Source organism: Hymenobacter latericoloratus (assembly GCF_014199535.1).
GTDB classification, from domain to species: Bacteria; Bacteroidota; Bacteroidia; order Cytophagales; family Hymenobacteraceae; genus Hymenobacter; species Hymenobacter latericoloratus.
Map to the genome: position 1 here is coordinate 1,088,535 of NZ_JACHNV010000002.1, position 20,906 is coordinate 1,109,440.

Genomic DNA, 20,906 nt, shown 5'->3' on the forward strand with positions numbered 1-20,906 from the left:
TCTGAAGAGGGGTAGGGCGGTGGGCGTTACCGGCTCTTTGACTGCACACTTGTCGTCCTGCGCGCTGCTCAGGATGACAGATAAGAAAGCAGATGAACACCTGCGCTTTGTAAGACCGAACACCCTGTCCGGAAATGGACATATTTTATTCTAAAGATAGTGTGATAATTGAATGTAAATTGTTGATTTATAATAGTTTATGAAATTGGTACGCTGCTTGGCTACTCTACTGTACACCGGGTAGGGCATGGCTCAAAACCGGACACTCTTCCAGCACCTTCCTCATCTTTTCTTCCGCCTTCCCATGGAAAACATCCTTGCCCAATCGGCCGTGCGGCTCCAGACCAACGGCGCCCCCCTTGCAACTGCTAGCCAGCCCGTTATTCAACTGCGCGACATCGAGAAAGTGTACCAGACCAAAACCATTGAAACCGTAGCCCTGAACCGGGTAAACCTGACCATTAACAAGGGCGAGTTCGTGTCCATCATGGGGCCTTCGGGCTGCGGAAAATCGACGCTGCTCAGCATTATGGGCCTGCTCGATGAGCCCACCAGCGGCGTGATTGAGCTGGATGGCCGCCCGGTGCAGTCGTACTCCGATAAGGAGCTGGCCGCGCTGCGCAACCACAAAATCGGGTTCGTGTTCCAGAGCTACCACCTCATCAACGACCTCACCGTGCTCGACAACGTGGAGCTGCCCTTGCTCTACCGGCCGGGGGTAGGCGGCAAGGAGCGGCGGGAGCGGGCCTACGCCGCCCTCGATAAGGTAGGCCTGAGCGCCCGCACCAACCACTTCCCCAGTCAGCTTTCCGGGGGGCAGCGCCAGCGCGTAGCCATTGCCCGCGCCCTGGCAGGCCGGCCCGAAATCATTCTGGCCGACGAACCTACCGGCAACCTCGATTCCGTGATGGGCGAGGAAATCATGGACCTGCTGCTGGGCCTGAACCGCGAGGACGGCACCACCATTGTGATGGTGACCCACGATGAGCAGCAGGCCCGCCGCACCGAGCGCCTCATCCGCTTCTTCGACGGCAGCCAGGTGCAGTAGGGAGCGGGGCTCGCCCCCGCCCAACATTTGCGCCGCCTGCCCATTATCCGCGCCAGCTGCCTACTCTTTCGTTCGACGACGGGCGGGGACAAGCCCCGCTCCCTACCCCTCCAGCAAAAGCCAACCCCTATGCGCCGCGAACAAAATACTGATGCTGACCTGGTTGCGGCTTGCCGCCGGGGTAGCGCCGCCGCCCAGGAGCAGCTGTATCAGCGCTTCGCCCCGAAGATGCTGGCCCTGTGCCTGTGCTACGTGCACCACCAGTTCGATGCTGAGGATGTGCTGGCGCGCGGCTTCGTGAAGGTGTTCCGCTACCTGGGCCAGTTTGAGGGCAAGGGCAGTCTGGAAGGGTGGGTGCGCCGCATTATGGTGCACGAGGCCCTGAGCTGCCTGCGCCGCCGCGAGTCGCTGACGCTCCACCTGGAGGACTGCTACACCGGCCACCTGGCCACCGATCTGCCCAACGCCGAGGCAGAGCTGCAGGCGGCCGACCTGCTCCGGCTGGTGCAGGAGCTGCCCGCCGGCTACCGGGCCGTGTTCAACCTCTGCGCCCTGGAGGGCTACACCCACCCCGAAGCGGCCGCGCTGCTCGGTATTTCCGAAGGCACCAGCAAGTCGCAGCTCAGCAAGGCCCGCGCGGTGCTGCAGCGGCAGGTGGCCGCGCTTCAATCTTCCCTTTCTACTTCCTACGCCCACGCTCATGTTGCTTAGCTACCTCAAAATTGCCTGGAAAGTCTTGCTGCGCCGCAAGTTCTTCACCTTCATCAGCCTGTTCGGCATCTCCTTCACCCTGATGGTGCTGCTGGTGGTGGCGGCCATGTTCGACCACCTGGTGGGCGCGCATGCTCCCGAAACCCGCCTCAACAAGATGCTGTTCGTCAACTTTATGCACGTCCGCTGGACGAGTGGGGGCAACCAGAACTCGCCGCCCAGCTACTACCTGCTCGACAGGTATGTGCGCCCGCTCAAAACGCCCGAGAAGGTGGCCGTGTACTCCAACTTCCACGCCACGCCCAGCTACGTTGGCAATACCCGCCTCGATCTGGACCTGAAGTACACCGACGAGGTGTTCTGGCAGGTGCTGGATTTCAACTTCCATGAGGGCAAAGCCTTCGGAGGAAACGAAGTGAGAGCGGCGGCGCGGGTGGCGGTTATCAACCGCACCACGGCCCGCAAATACTTCGGCACCGATACGGGGGTAGTAGGCCGCAACATTGAGGTTAACCAAACCAACTACCGCGTGCAGGGTGTGGTGGAGGATGTGCCAGCCATGCGCTTCAGCTCCTACGCCGATGTGTGGGTACCCCTGACCACCAGCCCCAACGACCTGCAGCGCGTGCAGCTCAACGGCGACTATGCGGCCATTATCCAGGTGAAGTCGGAGGCGGATATACCGGCCGTGCAGGCCGAATTCGACCAGATGGTGAAACGCGTGCCCCTGCCCGACCCCAAAAACATGAAGTACATGGAAATGCACGCCGAGCCGCTGCTGGCTTCCTTGTCGCGGCAGCTGATGAACCCCTTCACCAATTACGGCTCCGATGGCTTAACACTGCTGTTCTCCATTCTCTCGGGCATTGCCTTGCTGTTCATGATGCTGCCGGCGCTTAACCTGGTGAATATCAACGTGAGCCGCATCATGGAGCGCTCCTCCGAAATTGGGGTTCGGAAGGCGTTTGGGGCTACCAGCCGCACGCTCATCGGGCAGTTTCTGGTCGAGAATATTTTCCTCACGGCCATTGGGGGCTTGCTGGGGCTGCTGCTGGCCTACGTAGCCCTGCAGCTCATCGGCGGCTCGCAGGTACTGGCCTACGCCCACTTCGAGCTGAACTGGCGGATTTTCGGCGTTGCCCTGCTCGTGACCTTGATTTTTGGGGTGCTCTCGGGCGTGTATCCGGCCTTCAAGATGTCGCGGCTGCAGCCGGTTCAGGCCCTGAAAGGGGGTAGTAAGTAAGTCAAGCCCACGGTGTAAAAAGCAGAATCCCTATGATACGTCACCTGTTTACTCTGATCTGGAACCGGAAGCGGTCCAATTTCCTGCTGATGGCCGAAATTCTGCTGTCGTTTTTCGTGCTGTTTGTGGTAAGCGTGCTGCTCGTGAACAACTACTACAACTACCGCCAGCCCATGGGTTTTGCCTCCGATAATGTGTGGCAGTTTGATGTAAACCCAGGCCAGGACACCATTGACCGCAAGGAAACCCTGCAGCGGCTGGTGCAGGAGCTGAAAGCCACGCCCGGCGTGGCCGCCGTTACCTGGACCAGCGACAATACGCCGTTTTCGTTCAGCAACATGAATACCGATGAGTATCTCTACAAAGACAAGCAGGCGCCCCTGACGGAGTTCTACGATGCCGACGATGACATGGCAAAGGTGCTGAGCCTGAACGTGGTAGCCGGCCGCTGGTTCGACCGTCGCGACGATGCCTCGTCGCGCCACCACGTGGTAGTAAATAAGCGGTTTGCGGAAGAGATGTTCGGGCAGGAGTCGGCGGTAGGTAAAGTAATGACCAATGAGAAGCACGACGAGGAATGGCAGGTAGTAGGGGTAGTGGAGGCCTACCGCTCCGGCAGCGACTTCGCCGCCAACGAACCAGCCTTATTCTCCCGGCGGGCGCTGCAGAATACGGCCCGGTTAGGCAACACGGAGCAACCTATTCTGCTGGTGCGCGTGCAGCCCGGCAGCGCCGCCGTGCTGGAGCAGCAGCTGGTCCGCAAAATCAAGGCCGTAACCAAAGGCTGGGATGCTAACGTGAACACCCTGGCCGAGAACCGCAAGGATAAAATGAAGTTCGTGATGACGCCCCTCATTGCCCTGGGTATGGTAGGCGTATTCCTGATTCTGAACGTGGCGCTGGGCCTGTTCGGGGTGCTGTGGTTCAACATCAGCCAGCGCAAATCGGAAATCGGGCTGCGGCGCGCCCTAGGCGCCACCGGCAACGCCATCAGCGGGCAGTTTCTGGGCGAAATGCTGGTGGTGACTACCCTGGGCGTTATCGGCGGTTGGGCCTTGGCAGTGCAGTTTCCTTTGCTGGGCGTGTTTGGCCTGCCCGCGCCGGTGTACTTTATGGCCATGATACTGGCTACCGCTCTGATTTTTCTGCTCACGGCCATCTGCGCGTTCCAGCCCAGCCGGCAGGCCGCCGGTATTCATCCGGCCGTTGCCCTGCGCGAAGAGTAGGGGGAAACTTAGGCTTGCTACCTCGTACTTCCGCCCCAACCCCTCCCCGGTAGGAACAGATGGGGGCGGGGGCACCAGCGAAGCCACGACATTCAGCGGAAAGTTTTCTTTTCTGCCCCAATTTCCGTCCTTCGCCTCCCTGAGCTATGATACTGATTATTGACGACGATATAGCGGTGCGTACCTCGCTGGGGCTGCTGCTAAAGCAGGCCGGCTACCCCGCCAAGAGTGTGGCCACGCCCGCCGAAGCCCTGCGCCTGGTGCAAGAGGCGCCGCCCCGCCTGGTGCTGCTGGATATGAACTTTTCCCTGGACACCAGTGGCCATGATGGGCTGCGCGTGCTCGGGCAACTCAAGCAGCTAGCCCCGGCCATGCCCGTCATTCTGATTACCGGCTGGGGCTCCATTGCTCTGGCGGTGGAGGGCATGAAGGGTGGCGCCGCTGAGTTCATTACCAAGCCCTGGCACAACGACTCCCTGCTCCAGACCATCCGCACTATTCTGGCCCTGCACGAGCCCGACGAGGAAGCCGACCCCGCTGCCTTCTCGCGCCGCCAGCTCGATAAGCAGTATAATTTCCGGGATATTGTGGGCCAGGATGCGCGTCTGCTGCAGGTGCTGCGCAACGTAGGCCAGGTAGCCGCCACGGATGCCTCGGTGCTCATCGAGGGCGCATCGGGGACGGGTAAGGAGCTGATTGCCGAGGCCGTGCACCAGAACAGCCAGCGCCGCCGCCAGCCCTTCGTGAAGGTGAACCTGGGTGGTATTTCAGCCAGCCTGTTCGAGAGTGAAATGTTCGGGCACCGCCGCGGGGCCTTTACCGACGCCAAAACCGACCGGGTGGGCCGCTTCGAGCTGGCCAACGGCGGCACCATCTTTCTGGATGAAATCGGGGAGCTGGACTTAAGCAGCCAGGTAAAGCTGCTGCGGGTGCTGCAAGACCGCACCTACGAGGTGCTCGGGGACAGCAAGCCGCGCCGCCTCGATATCCGGGTAATTTGCGCCACCAACCGCAACCTGGCCGACATGGTGCAGCAAGGCCGCTTCCGCGAGGATTTGTTTTACCGCATCAACCTGATTACCGTGCGCCTGCCGGCCCTGCGCGAGCGGCCCCAGGATATTCCGCTGCTGGTGCAGCACTTCGTGGATGGCTTGCGGGCTACGTATAACCGCCCGGCCCTGAAAGTAGGCGTCCGGGCCCAGCACTGGCTGCAGGAGCAGCCCCTGCCGGGCAATATTCGGGAGCTGAAAAACCTGGTGGAGCGGGCCGTGCTGGTCAGCGGCAAAGACGAGCTGGGCCCCGAAGATTTCCAGGCTCAGTTTCAGCGCCACCCCCCGCGCCCCGCCGAAACCGGCGAGCTGCCTGAACCTGGCACCATCACCCTGGACGAGCTGGAGGCCCAAATGATTCGGCGCACCCTGGAGCACTATAACGGCAATATCAGCCGCGTTGCTAAAGCCCTGGGCCTGAGCCGGGGCGCCCTCTACCGTCGCCTGGAAAAGTACGCTATTCCGTTTGACGTGGAGTAGGGGGTAGGAATAGGTGGTACATCCCTGGCTGCAGACACCTAATCTTTGGCCAGAAGTCTGCCGCCAGCGGCTACCTTGCCGTTTTCTATTTTTCTGCATGACCCTACGCGTCAAGTTTCTGCTCTTCGTCACCCTGATTCATGCTGTGCTCATCGTGCTGGCGGGGCAGGTAATGCGCACCAATGCGCCTTTGTTCGTGGGGCTGGAAATGCTGCTGCTAACTAGTATCATCCTGACAATACAGCTGTACCGGGGCTTTGTACGGCCGTTTCAGCTGATTGCGGCCGGCACCGAGGCCATTCGGGCCCGAGACTTCACGATGAAGTTTGTACCCGTGGGACAGCGCGAGATGGATCAGCTCATTGATGTGTACAACCACATGATTGACGAGCTGCGCAAGGAGCGCGTAACGCAGCACGAGAAAAGCTACCTGCTCGAAAGCTTAATTCAGGCCTCCCCGGCCGGGGTGCTGCTGCTGTCTTTTGATGGGCAGATTGAGGGGGTGAACCCTGCCGCCGAGCGGATGCTGGGGGTAGGGGCCCCGGAGCTGCTGGGGCAGAATCCGGCCCACCTGCCCGGCGACTGGGGCGCTACCCTGTCGGCCCTTACGGAGCAGGCCCCGCAGGTAGTGCAGCTCTCGGGCATTCAAACCTACCGGGCCCACTGCTCCCAGTTCATCGACCGAGGGTTTACCCGCCGCTTCATTGTGCTGGAGGAATTGACCCAGGATCTGATCCGGCAGGAAAAGCAGGCGTATGAGAAGCTGATCCGGATGATGTCGCACGAAATCAATAACTCTATCGGCGCCATCAACTCCATCCTGCAGAGCTTCCACTACTACGCCCCCCAGCTCCGCCCCGACGATCAAGCCGACTTCACGGAGGCCCTCGACGTTTCCATTGGCCGCAACACCCACCTGGCTAACTTCATTGCCAACTTTGCCAACCTGGTGCGCCTGCCGCTGCCCCAGCCCCAGCCCACTTCCGTGCACGAACTGCTGCGGACCACCGAGCGCCTGCTGCACGTGCAGGCCGAGCGCCGCCGGGTGCAGTGGCACTGGGAGTTGGCTCCCGATGATTTGGTGCTGGCCCTCGACCCCGTGCAACTGGAGCAGGCGCTAGTGAACATCTGCAAAAATGCCCAGGAGGCCATTGGGGAAAACGGAAATATCTGGGTCCGAACTACCCGAAAACCCGCGCAGATCATCATAGAAAACGACGGGCCCGGCATTGCGCCCGAGGTGCAGCGCCGCCTGTTCACGCCCTTCTTCAGCACCAAGCGCGACGGCCGAGGCATTGGCCTGACGCTGGTGCGCGACATCCTGCTGCAGCACGGCTTCGCCTTCAGTCTGGAAACGCAGGAAAACGGCCGCACCGCCTTTACTATTCGGTTGTAGGGCGCGGGGCTTGCCCCCGCCCGCCGTTGCACGGAACGCCAGGTAGTTTATCGTTAAACGGTGCCACCTCCTTGCCATTCACGGCCAATTACTCTTTTTATTCAATGGCGGGCGGGGGCAAGCCCGCGCCCTGCAACCCAGCAGGAGGACTATTTCCGCTTCACCGGCGCGGCAGGTTTGCGGGCGGGAGCGGGGGTAGGCGCGCCGGCTGGTGCCGCTTGCCCGTTGCGGAAGGTTTTTTTCTCGCGCACGGTTTTGCCATCCGCCTCAAAGTAGCTCCACACGCCGGTTTCCTTGCCGTTGCGGAACGCGCCGGTTACTTCCGGCGTGCCATCTTCACGCAGCTGGCGGTAGGGGCCCATCTTTAGGCCCTTCACGTAGGTAGTTTCGGCTTTGAGCTTGCCGGAGGGGTAGTACTCCTGGCCCAGCCCGGTGGCCTTGCCGTTTTCGTAGGTGAGCTTGCTTTGCAATGTGCCGGTGGGGTAGTAGGTGAGCTGTTCGCCGGCCAGCTTGCCGTTCAGGTAGGTTTCCTGCTTTTGCACCTGCTTGCCGCCGGGGTGGAACGTGCGCCACAACCCCACAGGCACGCCGTTTTTGTACTGCTGCTCCTCCTTGGGCAGGCCGTCCTCGTAGTAGCCCGTCAGTTTCCGGTCGCGGCCCTGGTTGGCGTACTCTATCTTCTGCTGCACCTTTCCCGACTCGTAATAATCCTGCTGGGTGCCTACCAGCACGCCCTGGCGGTAGGTTTGGGTGCTTTTCACGGCCCCGCTTTCGTAGTAGGATTTCGCGGGCCCATCGAGGTTGCTGGTGCCGCCGGCCAGGTTTTTGGCCTGCTTGGTGAGGTCGTCGGCCAGGGGGTTTTTCACGGCCCGGCCCACCAGCGTGGCGGGGGCGTAGGTACCTTCGGTGCGCAGCTTGCCCGAGCGGTAGTAGCTGCGGTACGTGCCCCGGCCCGACTTATCGGCCTGCACGTCGGTTTCTACCTGCCCGTTATCATAGTAGGTTTTATAGGGGCCGGCCAGCAGGCCTTTGCTGAACACCCCTTCGCTCTGCAATTGGCCGTTTTCGTAGTACGTTTTCACCGGGCCATTGGCCTGGCCGTTGAGGTAGGTGATTTCCACCCGTGGCTTGCCCGAGGGATACAGCTCCCGGATGGCTCCCGCCGGCTGGCCGGCGCTGAGGGTGGTTTCCAGCTTTACCTCGCCGCTGGGGTGGTAGTAGCGCAGTGCGCCGGTAGGCTGGTCGTCCTCGTAGGTGCCCTCCTGGGCTACTTTACCGTTGTCGTAGTAGGTTTTGAACGGGCCCTGGCGCACGCCCTGCTGGTAGGTTACCTCCAGGCGGCGCCCGCCAGTGGGGTGAAACTCCACGTAGGCCGAGTCGCGCTTGCCGTCGGTGTAGCGGGTTTGGGCTTCCAGCTTGCCGGAGTAGTAAAACCGTTTATACAGGCCCTGCATCACGGTATCGGCCCCCACCAGAGCCGAAAAAACTTCGCGCTTGCGGGTGTTGGTAGAATCGAAGTAGGTAGTGAGGCGCCGCAGCTTCTGGGCCTGAGCAGCCGTGGAAGCAAGCAGTAGCAGCGCAAGGGTAAGTCGTTTCATAGGCGCAAGAACGCGGTAAATCAGAAAGTATTTTCGGGTTAGAGCCAGCAGAGGGGGTAGGGGCATCGGGTTACTACCCCGGATGAAGCTCTTTTATTCTCCCCGGTATGCCCACCAACGCCCAGCCAACCCAGCCCCCAAACAAAAGCCCTGCCGCAAAAAAAGATGCAGCAGGGCCTCCGTAAAATCAGCCGCTTGTTTTCGTCACCGAAATCCGCGTAATCCAATCAATCTGTACAATCCGCGCTTTACAGCTTCTCGACCACGAGGGAGCTGGCGCCGCCGCCGCCATTGCAGATGCCGGCTACCCCAATCTTGCCACCTTCGTTGTGCAGCACGTTTACCAGGGTAGTCACAATGCGCGCACCCGAAGCGCCCAGCGGGTGACCCAGCGACACGGCCCCGCCGTAGGGGTTTACCTTGGTGCCTTCCAGCTCCAGCAGCTTGTTGTTGGCCAGCGAAACCACCGAGAAAGCCTCGTTGATTTCGTAGAAATCGACATCCTTGGCTTCCAGGCCGGCGTGTTTCAGCGCCTTCGGAATGGCCAGGGCCGGGGAGGTAGTAAACCACTCGGGGGCCTGCTCGGCGTCGGCGAAGCCCCGGATGCGGGCCAGGGGTTTTACGCCTAGCTCCTCGGCCTTCTCGCGGCTCATCAGCAGCACGGCGGCCGCGCCGTCGTTGAGGGTAGAAGCGTTGGCAGCGGTTACGGTGCCTTCCTTGCCGAAAGCGGGCTTCAGGCTGGCAAACTTGGCGAAATCGGCCTTGGTGTACTCTTCGTCGTCGCTGATAACGGTTTCCTTGCCGCGCACCGAAATGGTTACGGGCACGATTTCGTCCTTCTTCTTGCCGGCCTGGGCCGCGGCGGCGCTGCGCTCGTAGCTCTGCTGGGCAAAGGCGTCCTGCTCCTCGCGGGTAATGCCGTAGTGAGCCGCCGTGCGGTCGGCGGCTACGCCCATAGCGAAGTCGTGGTAGGGGTCCCAGAGGCCGTCTTTCATCAGGCCGTCAATCATCTGGCCGTGGCCGTATTTGGCCCCGAAACGGGCTTTATCGAGGTAGTACGGCACGTTCGACATGCTTTCCATGCCGCCGGCCAGTACTACTTCCGACTGCCCCAGCATAATGGCCTGGGCCCCGAACATGATGGCTTTGGTACCCGAGGCGCACACCTTGTTCACAGTGGTGCACTCCACGGTATCGGGCAGGCCGGCTTTCTTGGCCGCCTGGCGGGCCGGAGCCTGGCCCAGGTTGGCCGAAATAACGTTGCCCATAATCACCTGGTCCACTTCTTTACCCTCAACGCCAGCTTTTTCCAGCGCACCTTTCAGGGCAATGGCGCCCAGCTCCGTGGCCGACAAGGAGGCGAGGCTACCCCCGAACGAGCCGATTGGCGTGCGCACAGCCGCAACAATAACTACTTCTTTGATTTGCATAAACAGGTTGGGTGGGGTTGGTTACTTGGTGAGGTAAAGGTAGAAATTCGGCCGATAGGGGAGAAGGGTAACCCTGTTGCTACCCCCGCGGGTAGCGTAAGCGTCGTGGCCAGAAGAACTGCCAGCCGGGTGGGTTGTTTACCAGCCAGGCTTGCCCTGCGGTTGCGATTGGGTGGCTTTGCGGGGTAACTGCTGCAGGTACTGCTGCTCGGAGGCGTGCAATGCTTCCAGGAGCTGCCGCGCCTGCCCCGGACTAAGGTTCATCTGTTGCAAACGAGCCCGCTGCGTTTGGATGTTAGCTTCCGCGTTGGTAGCGGCCTCCGTTCCGGCCCGGCGGCTGGCGCCAGTAGCGGCCTCTGCTCCCGTTTCAGAGTCGCTGAGGCCCCGAACCGACCCCGGCTCACTACCCTGGGCCACGCTGCGCTCCGGCCCCTGCCCCGGGCGTAAACTGCCCGCCGCGGAAGTGCCGGGGCGGGAAGATGGACGGTTCGGGTCGGCCTGGCCAGCCAGGTCGGGGCGGGTTTGCGGGGTAGCGCGCGGATCTTGCTGCTGAGTTGGGTCGGCAACTTCACCTGGATTATCCGCTCCGGAGCGGGATTGGGGGGCGCTTTCGCCCGGCTTGCGGGAGCCAGGGCTGCCGTCGGAGCCCGGTGGGGGCGGGGTAGGAGCCCGGTGCGAGAGGAAGGTGCGCAGCACTTCATAGTTGAAGCGGGCGTCGGCGTTGGCAGGGTTAGCTACCAGGGCCTGTCGTAGGAGGCCGACGGCCTGCGCATAGTCGTGCTGGGCCGCCGCCAAAGCGGCTAGCTGCTGGAGGGCCACGCTTCGGGTCGCGGCCTCTTTGCTGGTAACCAGTCGGCTGTAGTAGCCCCGCGCTTCGGCGGCCCGGCCGGCCCGGGCCGTGGCATGGGCCAGATTGAGCCACACGGCCTCGTCGCGGGCCCCGAGGCTAAGGGCGGCTCTCCGGTAGGCGGTTGCCGCCAAGGCATACCGCCCCTGGGCATAGGCCGCCGCTCCCTGCCGGATGGCTTCGTTCCGGTCGTGGATGCGGGTCAGACTGCCCCAGGTGCTGAGCAGCAACAGGCTGCCGACTACTATATTTTTCACGGCCGAATCACTTTTACGGTAACTACCACATCCAGCAGCAGCAGCAGCAGCGCCAGCACCAGGGGGTAGCGGTAGCGGTTGTCGGCTACCGAAACAGTGCGCACCTGCTCGGCCTGTCCTTCCAGGCGGTTCAGGGCATTCAGCAGCAACGGAAACTCGTTGCGCCGGTCCGTAAGTTCAAAGTACTGCCCGCCGGTTTGCTCCGCCAGGCGGCGCAGGGGAGCCGGCACCAGGCGCGTTATAGCTTCCCGGCCGCGGGCATCCCGGACGTAGCCCCGGCCACCGGCCTGCGGAATGCGGCTGCCCTCGGCGGTGCCCACGCCCATCGGAAACACGCGCGTGCCCGAGCGGGCCAGAATCCGCGTGGTCGGCTCCAGATTTTCACCAAAGTCCTCGCCGTCAGTTACCAATACAATAGCTACGGCGCGGGGCAGAGCCTCCGCCGCTGCCGACGGAGAGCGTTCCAGTCGCCGGAGCACCAACTCCAGCGGCGCGGCCAGGTCGGTGCTGCCCGCCGGCACCAACGACGTTTGCAGCGTACTCAGAAACAGCTGCAGGGCCGCCTGATCGTAGGTAAGCGGGCATTGCACGTAGGCTTCTCTCCCGAACACGATAAGGCCCAGCCGGTCGGCCTGAAACCGATTGACCAGAGTCGTTAGCTCCTGCTTTACCTTCTGCAGGCGGGAGGGGGCCACGTCCACGGCGTCCATGGAGCGCGAGAGGTCCACCAGCAGCCACACATCCTTGCCCGCCGTCCGGACGGGGCGCTGCGTAATGCCGTAGGCCGGTCCCAGCAGCGCCGCCCCCAGCAGGCCCACGTAGGCCACCCGCAAAACCAATTTCCAGCCCAGAGCCCAGCCGCGCTGCCCCAGCGGGGCGGCCAGCCGGCGGGTGCGGAGCGCGTAGCCCAGGTAAAGCAGAAAAAAAATAATTGCCGCCAGCCCCTCAGGCCAGCCCAGCGGATACGCCCAGTTCAGCACTATGGTAACTTCTTAGCGTTCAAAATACAAGCCATGCACAGGCAAGGTAAAGTTGAGCCCGGAAAGGCCTAAAACGGCGCATACAGCCCGCTATTGAAGCAGCAAGATGGAAGATATTTTTTTTGAAAAGGGTTTGATTCTCCATTCTGCTTGTATATTTGCACACCTTTCAGCCGGAAAGGTGTTCTACCTGGAGAGGTGGGTGAGTGGCTGAAACCAGTAGTTTGCTAAACTGCCGTAGCTCTAAAGGCTACCGGGGGTTCGAATCCCCCCCTCTCCGCGTTTTTCTGAATGAAGAATTAAAAACGAAGGAATTAGAATTGGACTAGCGCCAATTCTAATTCCTTCGTTTTTAATTCTTCATTCATTCCGGGGTGTAGCGTAGCCCGGTATCGCGCCTGCTTTGGGAGCAGGAGGCCGCAGGTTCGAATCCTGCCACCCCGACTTGATAGCCGTCAGCCCGCCTCTGGGGCGGGCGGCTATTTGTTTTTGACCCCGTAGCTCAGCTGGATAGAGCAGCTGCCTTCTAAGCAGCCGGTCATGTGTTCGAATCACATCGGGGCCACATCAAGTATAAGCCACTTAGCGTATGCGCTGAGTGGCTTTTTCGTTATTGAATCCTGCCGCGGCGCCGGAGTTGAAACGGCAGGATGGCTGCTACCCGGCTGGTACCGCCGCCCGTTGCCCGAAGCGCCGGCGGCCTCGCCAGCCACCTGGCTTCTGATCCAGGGAACGGCCACGCCACTGACAGGGCAACGTTTACCGGTTTTATATGAAAATAAGTCGTGTGTTTCTGCTAAGTATTTGGGTGGGTGTGAGCACGCAGGCAACCGCTCAGCGCCGGCTAAACCGGAATGATTTTCAGTCATTGCCCTTCTTCGAAGAGGAGTTTGCTTACCGCTCCCCAGCCGATGCGGAGTTTCAGCGGCGGTGGGTAGCTGACCATCCGCAATCAACCATCGGCAACGGCTCAGAATATTACGTGCCGGCCCAGCTTGAACTGCTACCCGACGGCCTGCCGCTGCCCGATGGCTCCGTTTCGCCGGGTAGCTTCCTGAGGATAAAAACCACCAGGCTCACCCAGGCCGAACGGGATACCGCCAATGCCCGGGCAGGGCGGACTGACATTGTTTATGCTTCGGGCAAGCTGACTTCCCGGATGAAAGGCGACCCTATTGCTCCGGCCGATGCGCAGGCCCACCGGTTTGAGGGCTTTACGTACGGGTTGTTCGAAATTCGCTGCAAGCTCCCGGCCAGCGGACGGGGTATAGCACCGGCCTTCTGGCTAAATGCCCCGCGCACCGAGATAGACATTATTGACAATCTGAATGATAATCCGGCTCGGGAGTGGCAAATGGGCGTGCTGGACTGGTCCCGGCGGGATAGCTGCGCCACGGGCGTTGACTGCTGGACCAAAGGCACCAAAATGCGCAAGCGGGGAAAGGACCTGGCCGCCGAGTTCAACGTGTACGGTGCGGTATGGACGCCGGAGGCAGTTACGTTCTACTTCAACGACCGGAAAATACTTTCCGTACCCCGCACCGCAGTGGTTACCTACAATCAAACCGCCCGGCTGATTGTGAACGTGGCCACGCAGGCCGATGCCTCCTTTGCTGGCGGCGAGATGGTTATAGACTATATCAGGGTGTGGAAATTCAAAGAGAAACCGGCATCCCGGGCCAGATCTCCCCGCAAGCCTGAACAGACAACCAACTAAGGCATTTCGCGTCGGCGGGCGGAAACAAGGGCTCGCTGCCGCACCAGGCGGCCCGCTGGTTGTGCCGGGTAGCCTGTTGGTAGCACGGGGGCTGGCGCGGGTAGTGAGGGAATCTGCTCTGGTCCGGCAGGGAAGCATAGCAGCTGCGCTTCCCGTCTCTTGGGGCTGCCGCTAAGCAGGAGGCTGTTGTGTTGTGGCATTCAAAGCTGCCAGGCCCGATTAAGAGCCAGGTTCAGAATCAAAGCCGTTAAAGATCAGCGTGTCCCGGTTGAGGAACGTATAGGTTTTGCGAAGCGGTCAGGCCTGCCCCCAAGACCCGGCCGCGGGCAGAGGAGCAGCGGGCTTGGGAGGGGTGGCAAATCGGCCTTCCCGCTGGTAAAAACCGAATTTTTTCGGTATCTTTGCCTACTTACGCACTAAGCGCTGAACCAACCGCAACATGAGCGAAACCAAAGAGAAAAAAGCCCCCGCCGAGTACTCCGCGAACAGCATTCAGGTACTCGAAGGGCTGGAAGCCGTGCGCAAGCGCCCGGCAATGTATATCGGTGACATCGGTATTAAAGGCCTCCACCATTTGGTATGGGAAGTAGTTGATAACTCCATCGACGAAGCGCTGGCCGGCTACTGCGACACCATTCAGGTTACCATCAACGAAAACAACTCCATCACCGTCCGCGACAACGGCCGCGGTATTCCCGTCGATTTCCACCAGAAGGAAGGCCGCTCGGCCCTGGAAGTGGTAATGACGGTGCTGCACGCCGGCGGTAAGTTCGACAAAGACACCTACAAGGTATCCGGCGGCTTGCACGGGGTAGGCGTGAGCTGCGTGAATGCACTCAGCCAGGACCTGAAAGTGACCGTGCGCCGCAACGGCAAAATCTACGAGCAGGAATATAAAATTGGGGCGCCACAGTACCCCGTACGCGAAATTGGCGAAACCGAGGAGCACGGCACCCAGGTGGACTTTCTGCCCGATGATTCCATCTTCACCGAGTCGGTGTACAAGTACGCCACCATTGCCTCGCGTCTGCGGGAGCTGTCGTACCTCAACAAAGGTATCACCATCATCCTGACCGACCGCCGCGAGAAGGGCGAGGACGGCGCGGAGTTCCTGACGGAAACCTTCCACTCGGAGGGCGGCCTGGCGGAGTTCGTGCAGTACCTCGATGGCTCGGAGCGCCACGCCCTGATGCCTACCCCCATTCACGTAGTAAGTGAGAAGGGCAACGTGCCGGTAGAGGTAGCCCTGCAGTACAACGACTCCTACCAGGAGAACATCTTCTCCTACGTCAACAACATCAACACCCACGAGGGCGGCACGCACGTAGCCGGCTTCCGGGCGGCCCTGACCCGCACGCTCAAGGCCTACGCCGATAAGTCGGGTAAGCTGGAGAAGGCCAAGGTGGAAATTTCCGGCGAAGACTTCCGCGAGGGTCTGACGGCCGTTATTTCGGTGAAAGTAGCCGAGCCGCAGTTCGAAGGCCAAACCAAAACCAAGCTGGGTAACAGCGAGGTAAACGGGGCCGTGAATACCGTTGTAGGCGAAATCCTGACCCAGTACTTGGAGGAAAACCCCAAGGAAGCCGGCATTATCGTGGAAAAGGTAATTCTGGCCGCCAAGGCCCGGATTGCGGCCCGCAAAGCCCGCGAAATGGTGCAGCGCAAAACGGTGCTCGGCTCGGCTTCCCTGCCGGGCAAGCTGGCTGACTGCTCGGAATCGGACCCGGAAATCTGCGAAATCTACCTCGTGGAGGGCGACTCGGCCGGTGGCACGGCCAAGCAGGGCCGCAACCGCGCCTTCCAGGCCATTATGCCGCTGCGGGGTAAAATCCTGAACGTGGAAAAGGCCCAGGAGCACCGCATTCTGGAAAACGAGGAAATCCGGAATATGATTACGGCCCTCGGCGTAACCTTCGGGGTAGCGGCCGATCCGGAGAAGGGCATCGAGGCCGATGCCAAAGCCCTGAACACGACCAAGCTGCGCTACCACAAGGTCATCATCATGACCGACGCAGACATCGACGGCTCCCACATCCGGACGCTGATTCTGACCTTCTTCTTCCGCTACATGCGTGAGCTGGTGGACCGGGGCTACATCTACATTGCCCTACCCCCCCTCTACCTCGTGAAGCGCGGCAAGGAGGAGCGCTACTGCTGGACCGAAGAGGAGCGCGCCCAGGCGCAGGAGGAACTCGGCCGCGGCAAGCCCGAAACGGTAAACGTGCAGCGCTACAAAGGGCTGGGCGAGATGAACGCCGAGCAGCTCTGGGAAACGACCATGCAGCCGGCTACCCGCTCCCTGAAGCAAGTAACCGTCGAATCGGCGGCCGAGGCCGACCACCTGTTCTCCATGCTGATGGGCGACGAGGTGGCTCCCCGCCGCGACTTTATCGAGAAAAACGCCAAATACGCGAAACTCGACGTGTAACAACACCCGGAAAGGCCCGCTGCAAAGCGGGCCTTTTTTGTTAGGGCTTAGATACCAGTAAAGCGACTGCACTGCTCAGGGCTGGCGTTTTCCTAACTCATCCATTACCAATTAATGTATGCGACAGACTATTTCCTCTGGCGCCCCGTGGGAACCCATTGTTGGGTACTCCCGGGCCGTGCGGGTCGGCAACGTGGTGGAGGTAGCCGGCACTACGGCTCAGGATGGGGCCACCATCACGGGCGACGACGCGTACACGCAGGCTACACGGGTGCTGGAGAAGATACGAGAAGCCTTGGCAGCGGCCGGCGCCTTGCCGGAACACGTCGTCCGGACCCGGATTTACCTGGTAAACATAGCCGACTGGGAAGCCGTGGGCAAAGCGCACGGCGAAGTGTTCGGTAACATCCGGCCGGCCTCTACTATGCTGGCAGTGAGTGGGCTTATTGATTCAAGGTTACTGGTGGAAATAGAAGCCACCGCTATTATTCCGGACTAACCATACTTCTACGGCCGTTTGCTCGTATTTTGTCCGGCCTTTCTTTTCCTCGCATGAAACTGTTCAAATCCGCCGACCTCATCCGCAAAAGCAAGTACATCAGCCGCGACCTGAGCTGGCTGCGCTTCAACTACCGGGTGCTGGACCAGGCGCGCGACGCCGGCCGCTCTCTGTTCGACAGGCTGCGGTTTATGGCTATTACCAGCAGCAACCTCGATGAGTTTTTCATGATTCGGGTAGGCTCGCTCTATAACTATATCGACTACGGCAAGGAGCGGGTTGACTATTCGGGGCTGCGGGAGCTGCCCTTCCGGCGTAAGCTGCTGGACTTTGCCCACCGCTTCATCAACGACCAGTCCCTGACTTACCTCAATGAGCTGAAGCCCCTGTTTGAGAAAAACGGCTTCAACGTGCTCAAGATGGAGGAGCTGACGGAGCTGGAGCTGAAGAAGGCCGATGGCTACTTCAAGAACACCATCTTCCCGCTGCTCACGCCCATGGTGTACGACTCCTACCATGGCTTCCCACTGATGATGAACCAGATGCTCATTTTCGGGGTCGTGACGCGGGCCGGGGGTGGGCTGGATGCCGAGGCCGAGCGCGGGCAGGAGCGCCTGACCTTCGTGCAGATTCCGCAAAACCTTTCGCGCTTTTTTGAACTCACGCGCAAGGATAAAGTGATATTCGTGCCCATTGAGGAGATTGTGCGGGCCAACCTGCCCAAGCTATTCCGCAACGTAGAAATCGTGTCGGCCAACCTGTTCCGCATCACCCGCAACGGCGATTTTACCCTGGAAGAGTCCGACGATATTGACGTGGACTTTATCAAGGAAATCCAACTGGGACTTAAGACCCGCAAGAAGGGTAGGGTAGTGCGGCTGGAAGTAGAGCCCAACGCCTCGGGTTTGCTGATGCAGGTGCTGAAGGAGCGGTGGAATATTGATAACGGCAACGTGTTCGTTATCAATTCCCTGATTGATCTAAAGGGCCTGCTTCAGATTCTGAAACACCCCAACTTCCGGGGTAAGGGCTTCAAGCAGCCGGCAGCCGTAGCGCCCCTGAGCTTGCCGGAGGGCGCCGATGACAACCTCTTCGAGTACCTCAAGCACCACGATGTACTCCTGCACCACCCCTACAACAATATTGACCCCGTGGTGCGGCTGCTGGAGCAGGCCGCCGAGGACCCGCACGTGCTGGGCATCAAGCAAACCATCTACCGCCTCGCCGACGACTCCAGGGTGACGGCCGCCCTGCTGAAGGCCGCTGAAAACGGCAAGCACGTGTCGGTGCTGTTTGAGGTGAAGGCGCGCTTTGATGAGGAGCGCAATATTCGGGAGGGTGCGCGGCTCGAAAAAGCGGGCTGCTTCGTCATTTATGGGGTGAGCAAGTACAAGACGCACACCAAAATGATGATGATTATCCGGAAGGAAGGGGAAAAGGTGACGCGCTACGTGCACATTGGCTCCGGTAACTACAACGAGCAAACCTCCCGCATCTACACCGACGTAAGCCTGCTGACAACCAATGACGTGTACGGCCACGACGTGTCGGAATTCTTCAACGTAATCACCGGCCACTCCCAGCCCGACGATTACGAGTACCTGATTACGGCGCCCAAAGACATGCGCCAGCAGCTCATTTCCCTGATTCGGGAAGAGGTGCGCAACGCCAAGAAAGGCCTGCCCAGCGGCATCGTCATGAAGATGAACTCCTTAGAAGACAAGGAGATGATTGACGAGTTCTATAAGGCGAGTAAGGCCGGCGTGCCCATCCGGTTTATTGTGCGGGGCATTTGCTGCCTGCGGCCGGGCCGGGCGGGCCTCAGCGAGAACATTGAGGTGCGCAGCATTGTGGGCGACTACCTGGAGCACTCCCGCATGTTCTACTTCCACCAGGCCGGCCAACCCAAAGTATATGCCGGCTCCGCCGACCTGATGGTGCGTTCCTTCGACCGCCGCATTGAGGCCCTGTTCCTGATTGTAAATCCCCAACTCAAGCGCGAGGCCATCAACATCCTGTATTTCAACCTGAAGGATAATCAGAACACCTACGTGATGCGCGAGGATGGCGCCTACATCCAGCGGCTGCCCGAGGCCGAAGAACCGGCCTTCAACGTGCACAAAGAGTTCTACAGCAAAAACTTCGGACTGGTATCGGAAACGCTGCTCTATGATGAGTGGCTGTCCTGCGCCACCATCCGGGCCAGCGCTACCTCCGATGCGGCCGAAAACCCGCCCTCCGTGCCAGTGGACGACGAGCCGAATGCCTCCGATGAAACGGCAGTGGCCGTGGACCTGGGCGCTGAGCCAGAGCCGGAACAAGAAGCGGCGCTGGAGTAAATCAGGTGGCCACCGGCATACCTTACAGAGCTAAAACAACAACCCCTTACCTCCAGATTTGGAGGTAAGGGGTTGCTACTTTCCAGGGGGGTAGGGAATAAATCAGGACCGACGCGCTGAACAAGCCAGTCAGGCTATCAGACGGCACAAGAAGCGTTTATTCTACTTCCGTGGAGCGGCTTTGCACGGCGGTTTTCGGGCGACCCGGTTTCAGGTCGCCGGCGGCCCGAAACTCGTCGAAGTGTTCCTCGAACAGGGTCTGAAGCATGCCATCTTTCAGACCGATATCGGGCACAATCATCTGGTTGACGTTGGCCCACTCCATGGCCGAAAGGTAGATGTGACCGGCAGGCACAATCACGTCGGCGCGGTCAGGGTTGAGCAGGGCCACGTTTACCCGCTGGTCCATACTCATGGAGGTGAGGTGGTCGAGGATGGTGGCAATGCGGCGGCGCGTAACGGGCTTATCTACGGAAGGCTGAGCCATGCTGTAGAGCTTGTTGATGTTGCCGCCCGTGCCAATGGCGCGGGTTACGTGGTGGCGGCGGGCATTTTCGGTTACCCATTCCTCCATGCGCTGCCAGGTTTCGCGCATGGCTTCGGTGCTCAGCCCGGCTTCCTCTTGCTGCATCCGCCGGATGGAGCCCACCTCAAACGACTGCGAGGCGACCTTGCGCCGGTCGTGATAGATGTTGAACTCGGTGCTACCCCCGCCCACATCAATGTGGATGTAGTGCTTCTTGTCTTCGAGCAGGTTTTCGATAACCCGGTTAATGTAGGCGGCTTCGGCCTGCCCGTCAATCACCTGCACCGTCATGCCCAGCTCCTGCTGGATGCGGGCGGCTACCTGCTGGCCGTTTTTGGCCGTGCGCATGGCCGAGGTGGCGCAGATCAGGTAGTGGTTGGGGGCCACGTCGTGCACCTCCATCAGCAGGCGCAGGGCATGCAGAAACTTGATGAACTTCTCCTGTTTTTTCTCCGAAATGTGGCCGGTCGCAAATACGTCTTCGCCGAGGCGGAGGGGGTAGCGCACGTACTCCACGCGCTTGAGTCGGTACCGGTCGCCGTAGTGTAGCACAGCCGAAATCTGGCACCGTACAGCGTTGGACCCGATGTCAATGGCAGCCAGTTTCAGTAAGGGGTATTCCATTGTCAGAACCGCAGATGGCAAGGATTTTTTGATTGACCAGGATGCAGGCATCAGGGCACATCCTAAGTAGATGGATGGCTGCGCTGCCAGGAGCAATGCCTTGCTTTACCGGCGAGGCGTGGACTTTACCAGCCGCCGGAACTCGAGGCTGGGGGAGCCAAAGTTAAGCAACAGCCCCACATCCAGATAAAACGCTTCCAGGTAATTGAGGCCCTGAGCCAAGTGTACCTTCTCTAACTGACTGACAGCCTTTAGTTCAACTAGGATACAGCCGGCCACTAAAAAATCAACTCTCCGCGTTCCGATGTGCTCCTGCTCGTAATAAATCGGCATTTCTACTTCCCGCGCGAACAGCAGTTGCTGCTTGGTCATTTCGACTGCCAGTGCCCGCTGATAAATCACTTCCTGAAAGCCACTCCCTAGAATCGAATGAACGCGCATAGCGCACCCAATAATCTGCTTGGTCAGGTCGGTGTGCTTGTAAAAATTCGTTTGCTCACTCATGCAT

The 20,906-nt window shown here is 60.3% G+C and carries 16 protein-coding genes and 3 tRNA genes; 13 read left to right on the forward strand and 6 right to left on the reverse strand.

Translation table 11 applies throughout. The features are described from left to right. Positions 1-304: 304 nt before the first annotated feature. The 6 genes from GGU46_RS10220 (at position 305) to GGU46_RS10245 (ending at position 7,153) form a co-directional block, all read left to right on the forward strand. Complete coding sequence (locus GGU46_RS10220) at positions 305-1,048, forward strand: ABC transporter ATP-binding protein (protein WP_183403408.1); 744 nt, start codon at positions 305-307, stop codon at positions 1,046-1,048. Positions 1,049-1,177: 129 nt separating this feature from the next. Then, positions 1,178-1,759, forward strand: coding sequence for an RNA polymerase sigma factor (locus GGU46_RS10225; RefSeq protein WP_183403409.1), 582 nt, complete (start codon positions 1,178-1,180; stop codon positions 1,757-1,759). Further along, positions 1,749-3,002, forward strand: coding sequence for an ABC transporter permease (locus GGU46_RS10230; protein WP_183403410.1), 1,254 nt, complete (start codon positions 1,749-1,751; stop codon positions 3,000-3,002). The genes GGU46_RS10225 and GGU46_RS10230 overlap by 11 nt, the downstream gene beginning before the upstream one ends. Before the next feature lie 32 nt (positions 3,003-3,034). Next, the gene (locus GGU46_RS10235; protein WP_183403411.1) at positions 3,035-4,228 is read left to right on the forward strand and encodes an ABC transporter permease; all 1,194 of its coding nucleotides are present in this window, start codon (positions 3,035-3,037) and stop codon (positions 4,226-4,228) included. Between the two features lie 146 nt (positions 4,229-4,374). Continuing rightward, on the forward strand, positions 4,375-5,757 hold the full coding sequence (locus GGU46_RS10240; protein WP_183403412.1) for a sigma-54-dependent transcriptional regulator: 1,383 nt from the start codon (positions 4,375-4,377) through the stop codon (positions 5,755-5,757). 97 nt (positions 5,758-5,854) lie between these two features. After that, a complete protein-coding gene (locus GGU46_RS10245; RefSeq protein ID WP_183403413.1) occupies positions 5,855-7,153 on the forward strand; it encodes a sensor histidine kinase in 1,299 nt (432 codons plus the stop codon). 149 nt (positions 7,154-7,302) lie between these two features. Here the strand turns inward: GGU46_RS10245 and GGU46_RS10250 are convergent, their stop codons facing one another. From GGU46_RS10250 to GGU46_RS10265, 4 genes are all read right to left on the reverse strand, one after another. After that, positions 7,303-8,751, reverse strand: coding sequence for a toxin-antitoxin system YwqK family antitoxin (locus tag GGU46_RS10250; RefSeq protein ID WP_183403414.1), 1,449 nt, complete (start codon positions 8,749-8,751; stop codon positions 7,303-7,305). A 248-nt stretch (positions 8,752-8,999) separates the two neighbouring features. Continuing rightward, positions 9,000-10,181 (reverse strand): acetyl-CoA C-acyltransferase, encoded by a 1,182-nt coding sequence (locus tag GGU46_RS10255; protein WP_183403415.1) that lies wholly within the window; start codon positions 10,179-10,181, stop codon positions 9,000-9,002. A gap of 138 nt (positions 10,182-10,319) precedes the next feature. After that, positions 10,320-11,285, reverse strand: a complete 966-nt coding sequence (locus tag GGU46_RS10260) for a hypothetical protein (RefSeq protein ID WP_183403416.1) — start codon at positions 11,283-11,285, stop codon at positions 10,320-10,322. Next, complete coding sequence (locus tag GGU46_RS10265; RefSeq protein ID WP_183403417.1) at positions 11,282-12,265, reverse strand: VWA domain-containing protein; 984 nt, start codon at positions 12,263-12,265, stop codon at positions 11,282-11,284. Before GGU46_RS10265 ends, GGU46_RS10260 begins: the two co-directional genes overlap by 4 nt. A 192-nt stretch (positions 12,266-12,457) precedes the next feature. On the opposite strand from GGU46_RS10265, the gene GGU46_RS10270 reads away from it, so the two are divergent. The 7 genes from GGU46_RS10270 to ppk1 all read left to right on the forward strand — a co-directional run bounded on the left by GGU46_RS10270 (position 12,458) and on the right by ppk1 (position 19,248). Next, positions 12,458-12,545 (forward strand) — tRNA-Ser (locus GGU46_RS10270). 90 nt (positions 12,546-12,635) lie between these two features. Further along, positions 12,636-12,709, forward strand: a tRNA-Pro gene (locus GGU46_RS10275). A 47-nt stretch (positions 12,710-12,756) separates the two neighbouring features. Beyond that, positions 12,757-12,830, forward strand: a tRNA-Arg gene (locus GGU46_RS10280). Between the two features lie 207 nt (positions 12,831-13,037). Further along, positions 13,038-13,982: a glycoside hydrolase family 16 protein gene (locus tag GGU46_RS10285; protein WP_183403418.1), complete on the forward strand. Its 945-nt coding sequence runs from the start codon at positions 13,038-13,040 to the stop codon at positions 13,980-13,982. A 439-nt stretch (positions 13,983-14,421) separates the two neighbouring features. Next, a complete protein-coding gene (gene gyrB, locus GGU46_RS10290) occupies positions 14,422-16,410 on the forward strand; it encodes a DNA topoisomerase (ATP-hydrolyzing) subunit B (RefSeq protein ID WP_183403419.1) in 1,989 nt (662 codons plus the stop codon). A gap of 118 nt (positions 16,411-16,528) precedes the next feature. Further along, on the forward strand, positions 16,529-16,909 hold the full coding sequence (locus GGU46_RS10295; RefSeq protein ID WP_183403420.1) for a RidA family protein: 381 nt from the start codon (positions 16,529-16,531) through the stop codon (positions 16,907-16,909). Between the two features lie 53 nt (positions 16,910-16,962). After that, the gene (gene ppk1, locus GGU46_RS10300) at positions 16,963-19,248 is read left to right on the forward strand and encodes a polyphosphate kinase 1 (protein ID WP_183403421.1); all 2,286 of its coding nucleotides are present in this window, start codon (positions 16,963-16,965) and stop codon (positions 19,246-19,248) included. 157 nt (positions 19,249-19,405) lie between these two features. Here ppk1 and GGU46_RS10305 read toward each other — a convergent pair whose 3' ends face one another. Then, entirely contained in the window at positions 19,406-20,398 is a 993-nt protein-coding gene (locus GGU46_RS10305) for a Ppx/GppA phosphatase family protein (RefSeq protein ID WP_183403422.1), read from the reverse strand. Between the two features lie 105 nt (positions 20,399-20,503). Beyond that, positions 20,504-20,902, reverse strand: a complete 399-nt coding sequence (locus GGU46_RS10310; protein WP_183403423.1) for a GxxExxY protein — start codon at positions 20,900-20,902, stop codon at positions 20,504-20,506. Positions 20,903-20,906: the final 4 nt, after the last annotated feature.

Excerpts from the sequence above, each read along its gene's own strand:
- GGU46_RS10220 (WP_183403408.1), top strand. The coding sequence starts at position 305 with ATGGAAAACATCCTTGCCCAATCGGCCGTGCGGCTCCAGACCAACGGC.
- GGU46_RS10225 (WP_183403409.1), top strand. The coding sequence starts at position 1,178 with ATGCGCCGCGAACAAAATACTGATGCTGACCTGGTTGCGGCTTGCCGC.
- GGU46_RS10230 (WP_183403410.1), top strand. The coding sequence starts at position 1,749 with ATGTTGCTTAGCTACCTCAAAATTGCCTGGAAAGTCTTGCTGCGCCGC.
- GGU46_RS10235 (WP_183403411.1), top strand. The coding sequence starts at position 3,035 with ATGATACGTCACCTGTTTACTCTGATCTGGAACCGGAAGCGGTCCAAT.
- GGU46_RS10240 (WP_183403412.1), top strand. The coding sequence starts at position 4,375 with ATGATACTGATTATTGACGACGATATAGCGGTGCGTACCTCGCTGGGG.
- GGU46_RS10245 (WP_183403413.1), top strand. The coding sequence starts at position 5,855 with ATGACCCTACGCGTCAAGTTTCTGCTCTTCGTCACCCTGATTCATGCT.
- GGU46_RS10250 (WP_183403414.1), bottom strand. The coding sequence starts at position 8,751 with ATGAAACGACTTACCCTTGCGCTGCTACTGCTTGCTTCCACGGCTGCT.
- GGU46_RS10255 (WP_183403415.1), bottom strand. The coding sequence starts at position 10,181 with ATGCAAATCAAAGAAGTAGTTATTGTTGCGGCTGTGCGCACGCCAATC.
- GGU46_RS10285 (WP_183403418.1), top strand. The coding sequence starts at position 13,038 with ATGAAAATAAGTCGTGTGTTTCTGCTAAGTATTTGGGTGGGTGTGAGC.
- gyrB (WP_183403419.1), top strand. The coding sequence starts at position 14,422 with ATGAGCGAAACCAAAGAGAAAAAAGCCCCCGCCGAGTACTCCGCGAAC.
- GGU46_RS10295 (WP_183403420.1), top strand. The coding sequence starts at position 16,529 with ATGCGACAGACTATTTCCTCTGGCGCCCCGTGGGAACCCATTGTTGGG.
- ppk1 (WP_183403421.1), top strand. The coding sequence starts at position 16,963 with ATGAAACTGTTCAAATCCGCCGACCTCATCCGCAAAAGCAAGTACATC.
- GGU46_RS10305 (WP_183403422.1), bottom strand. The coding sequence starts at position 20,398 with ATGGAATACCCCTTACTGAAACTGGCTGCCATTGACATCGGGTCCAAC.
- GGU46_RS10310 (WP_183403423.1), bottom strand. The coding sequence starts at position 20,902 with ATGAGTGAGCAAACGAATTTTTACAAGCACACCGACCTGACCAAGCAG.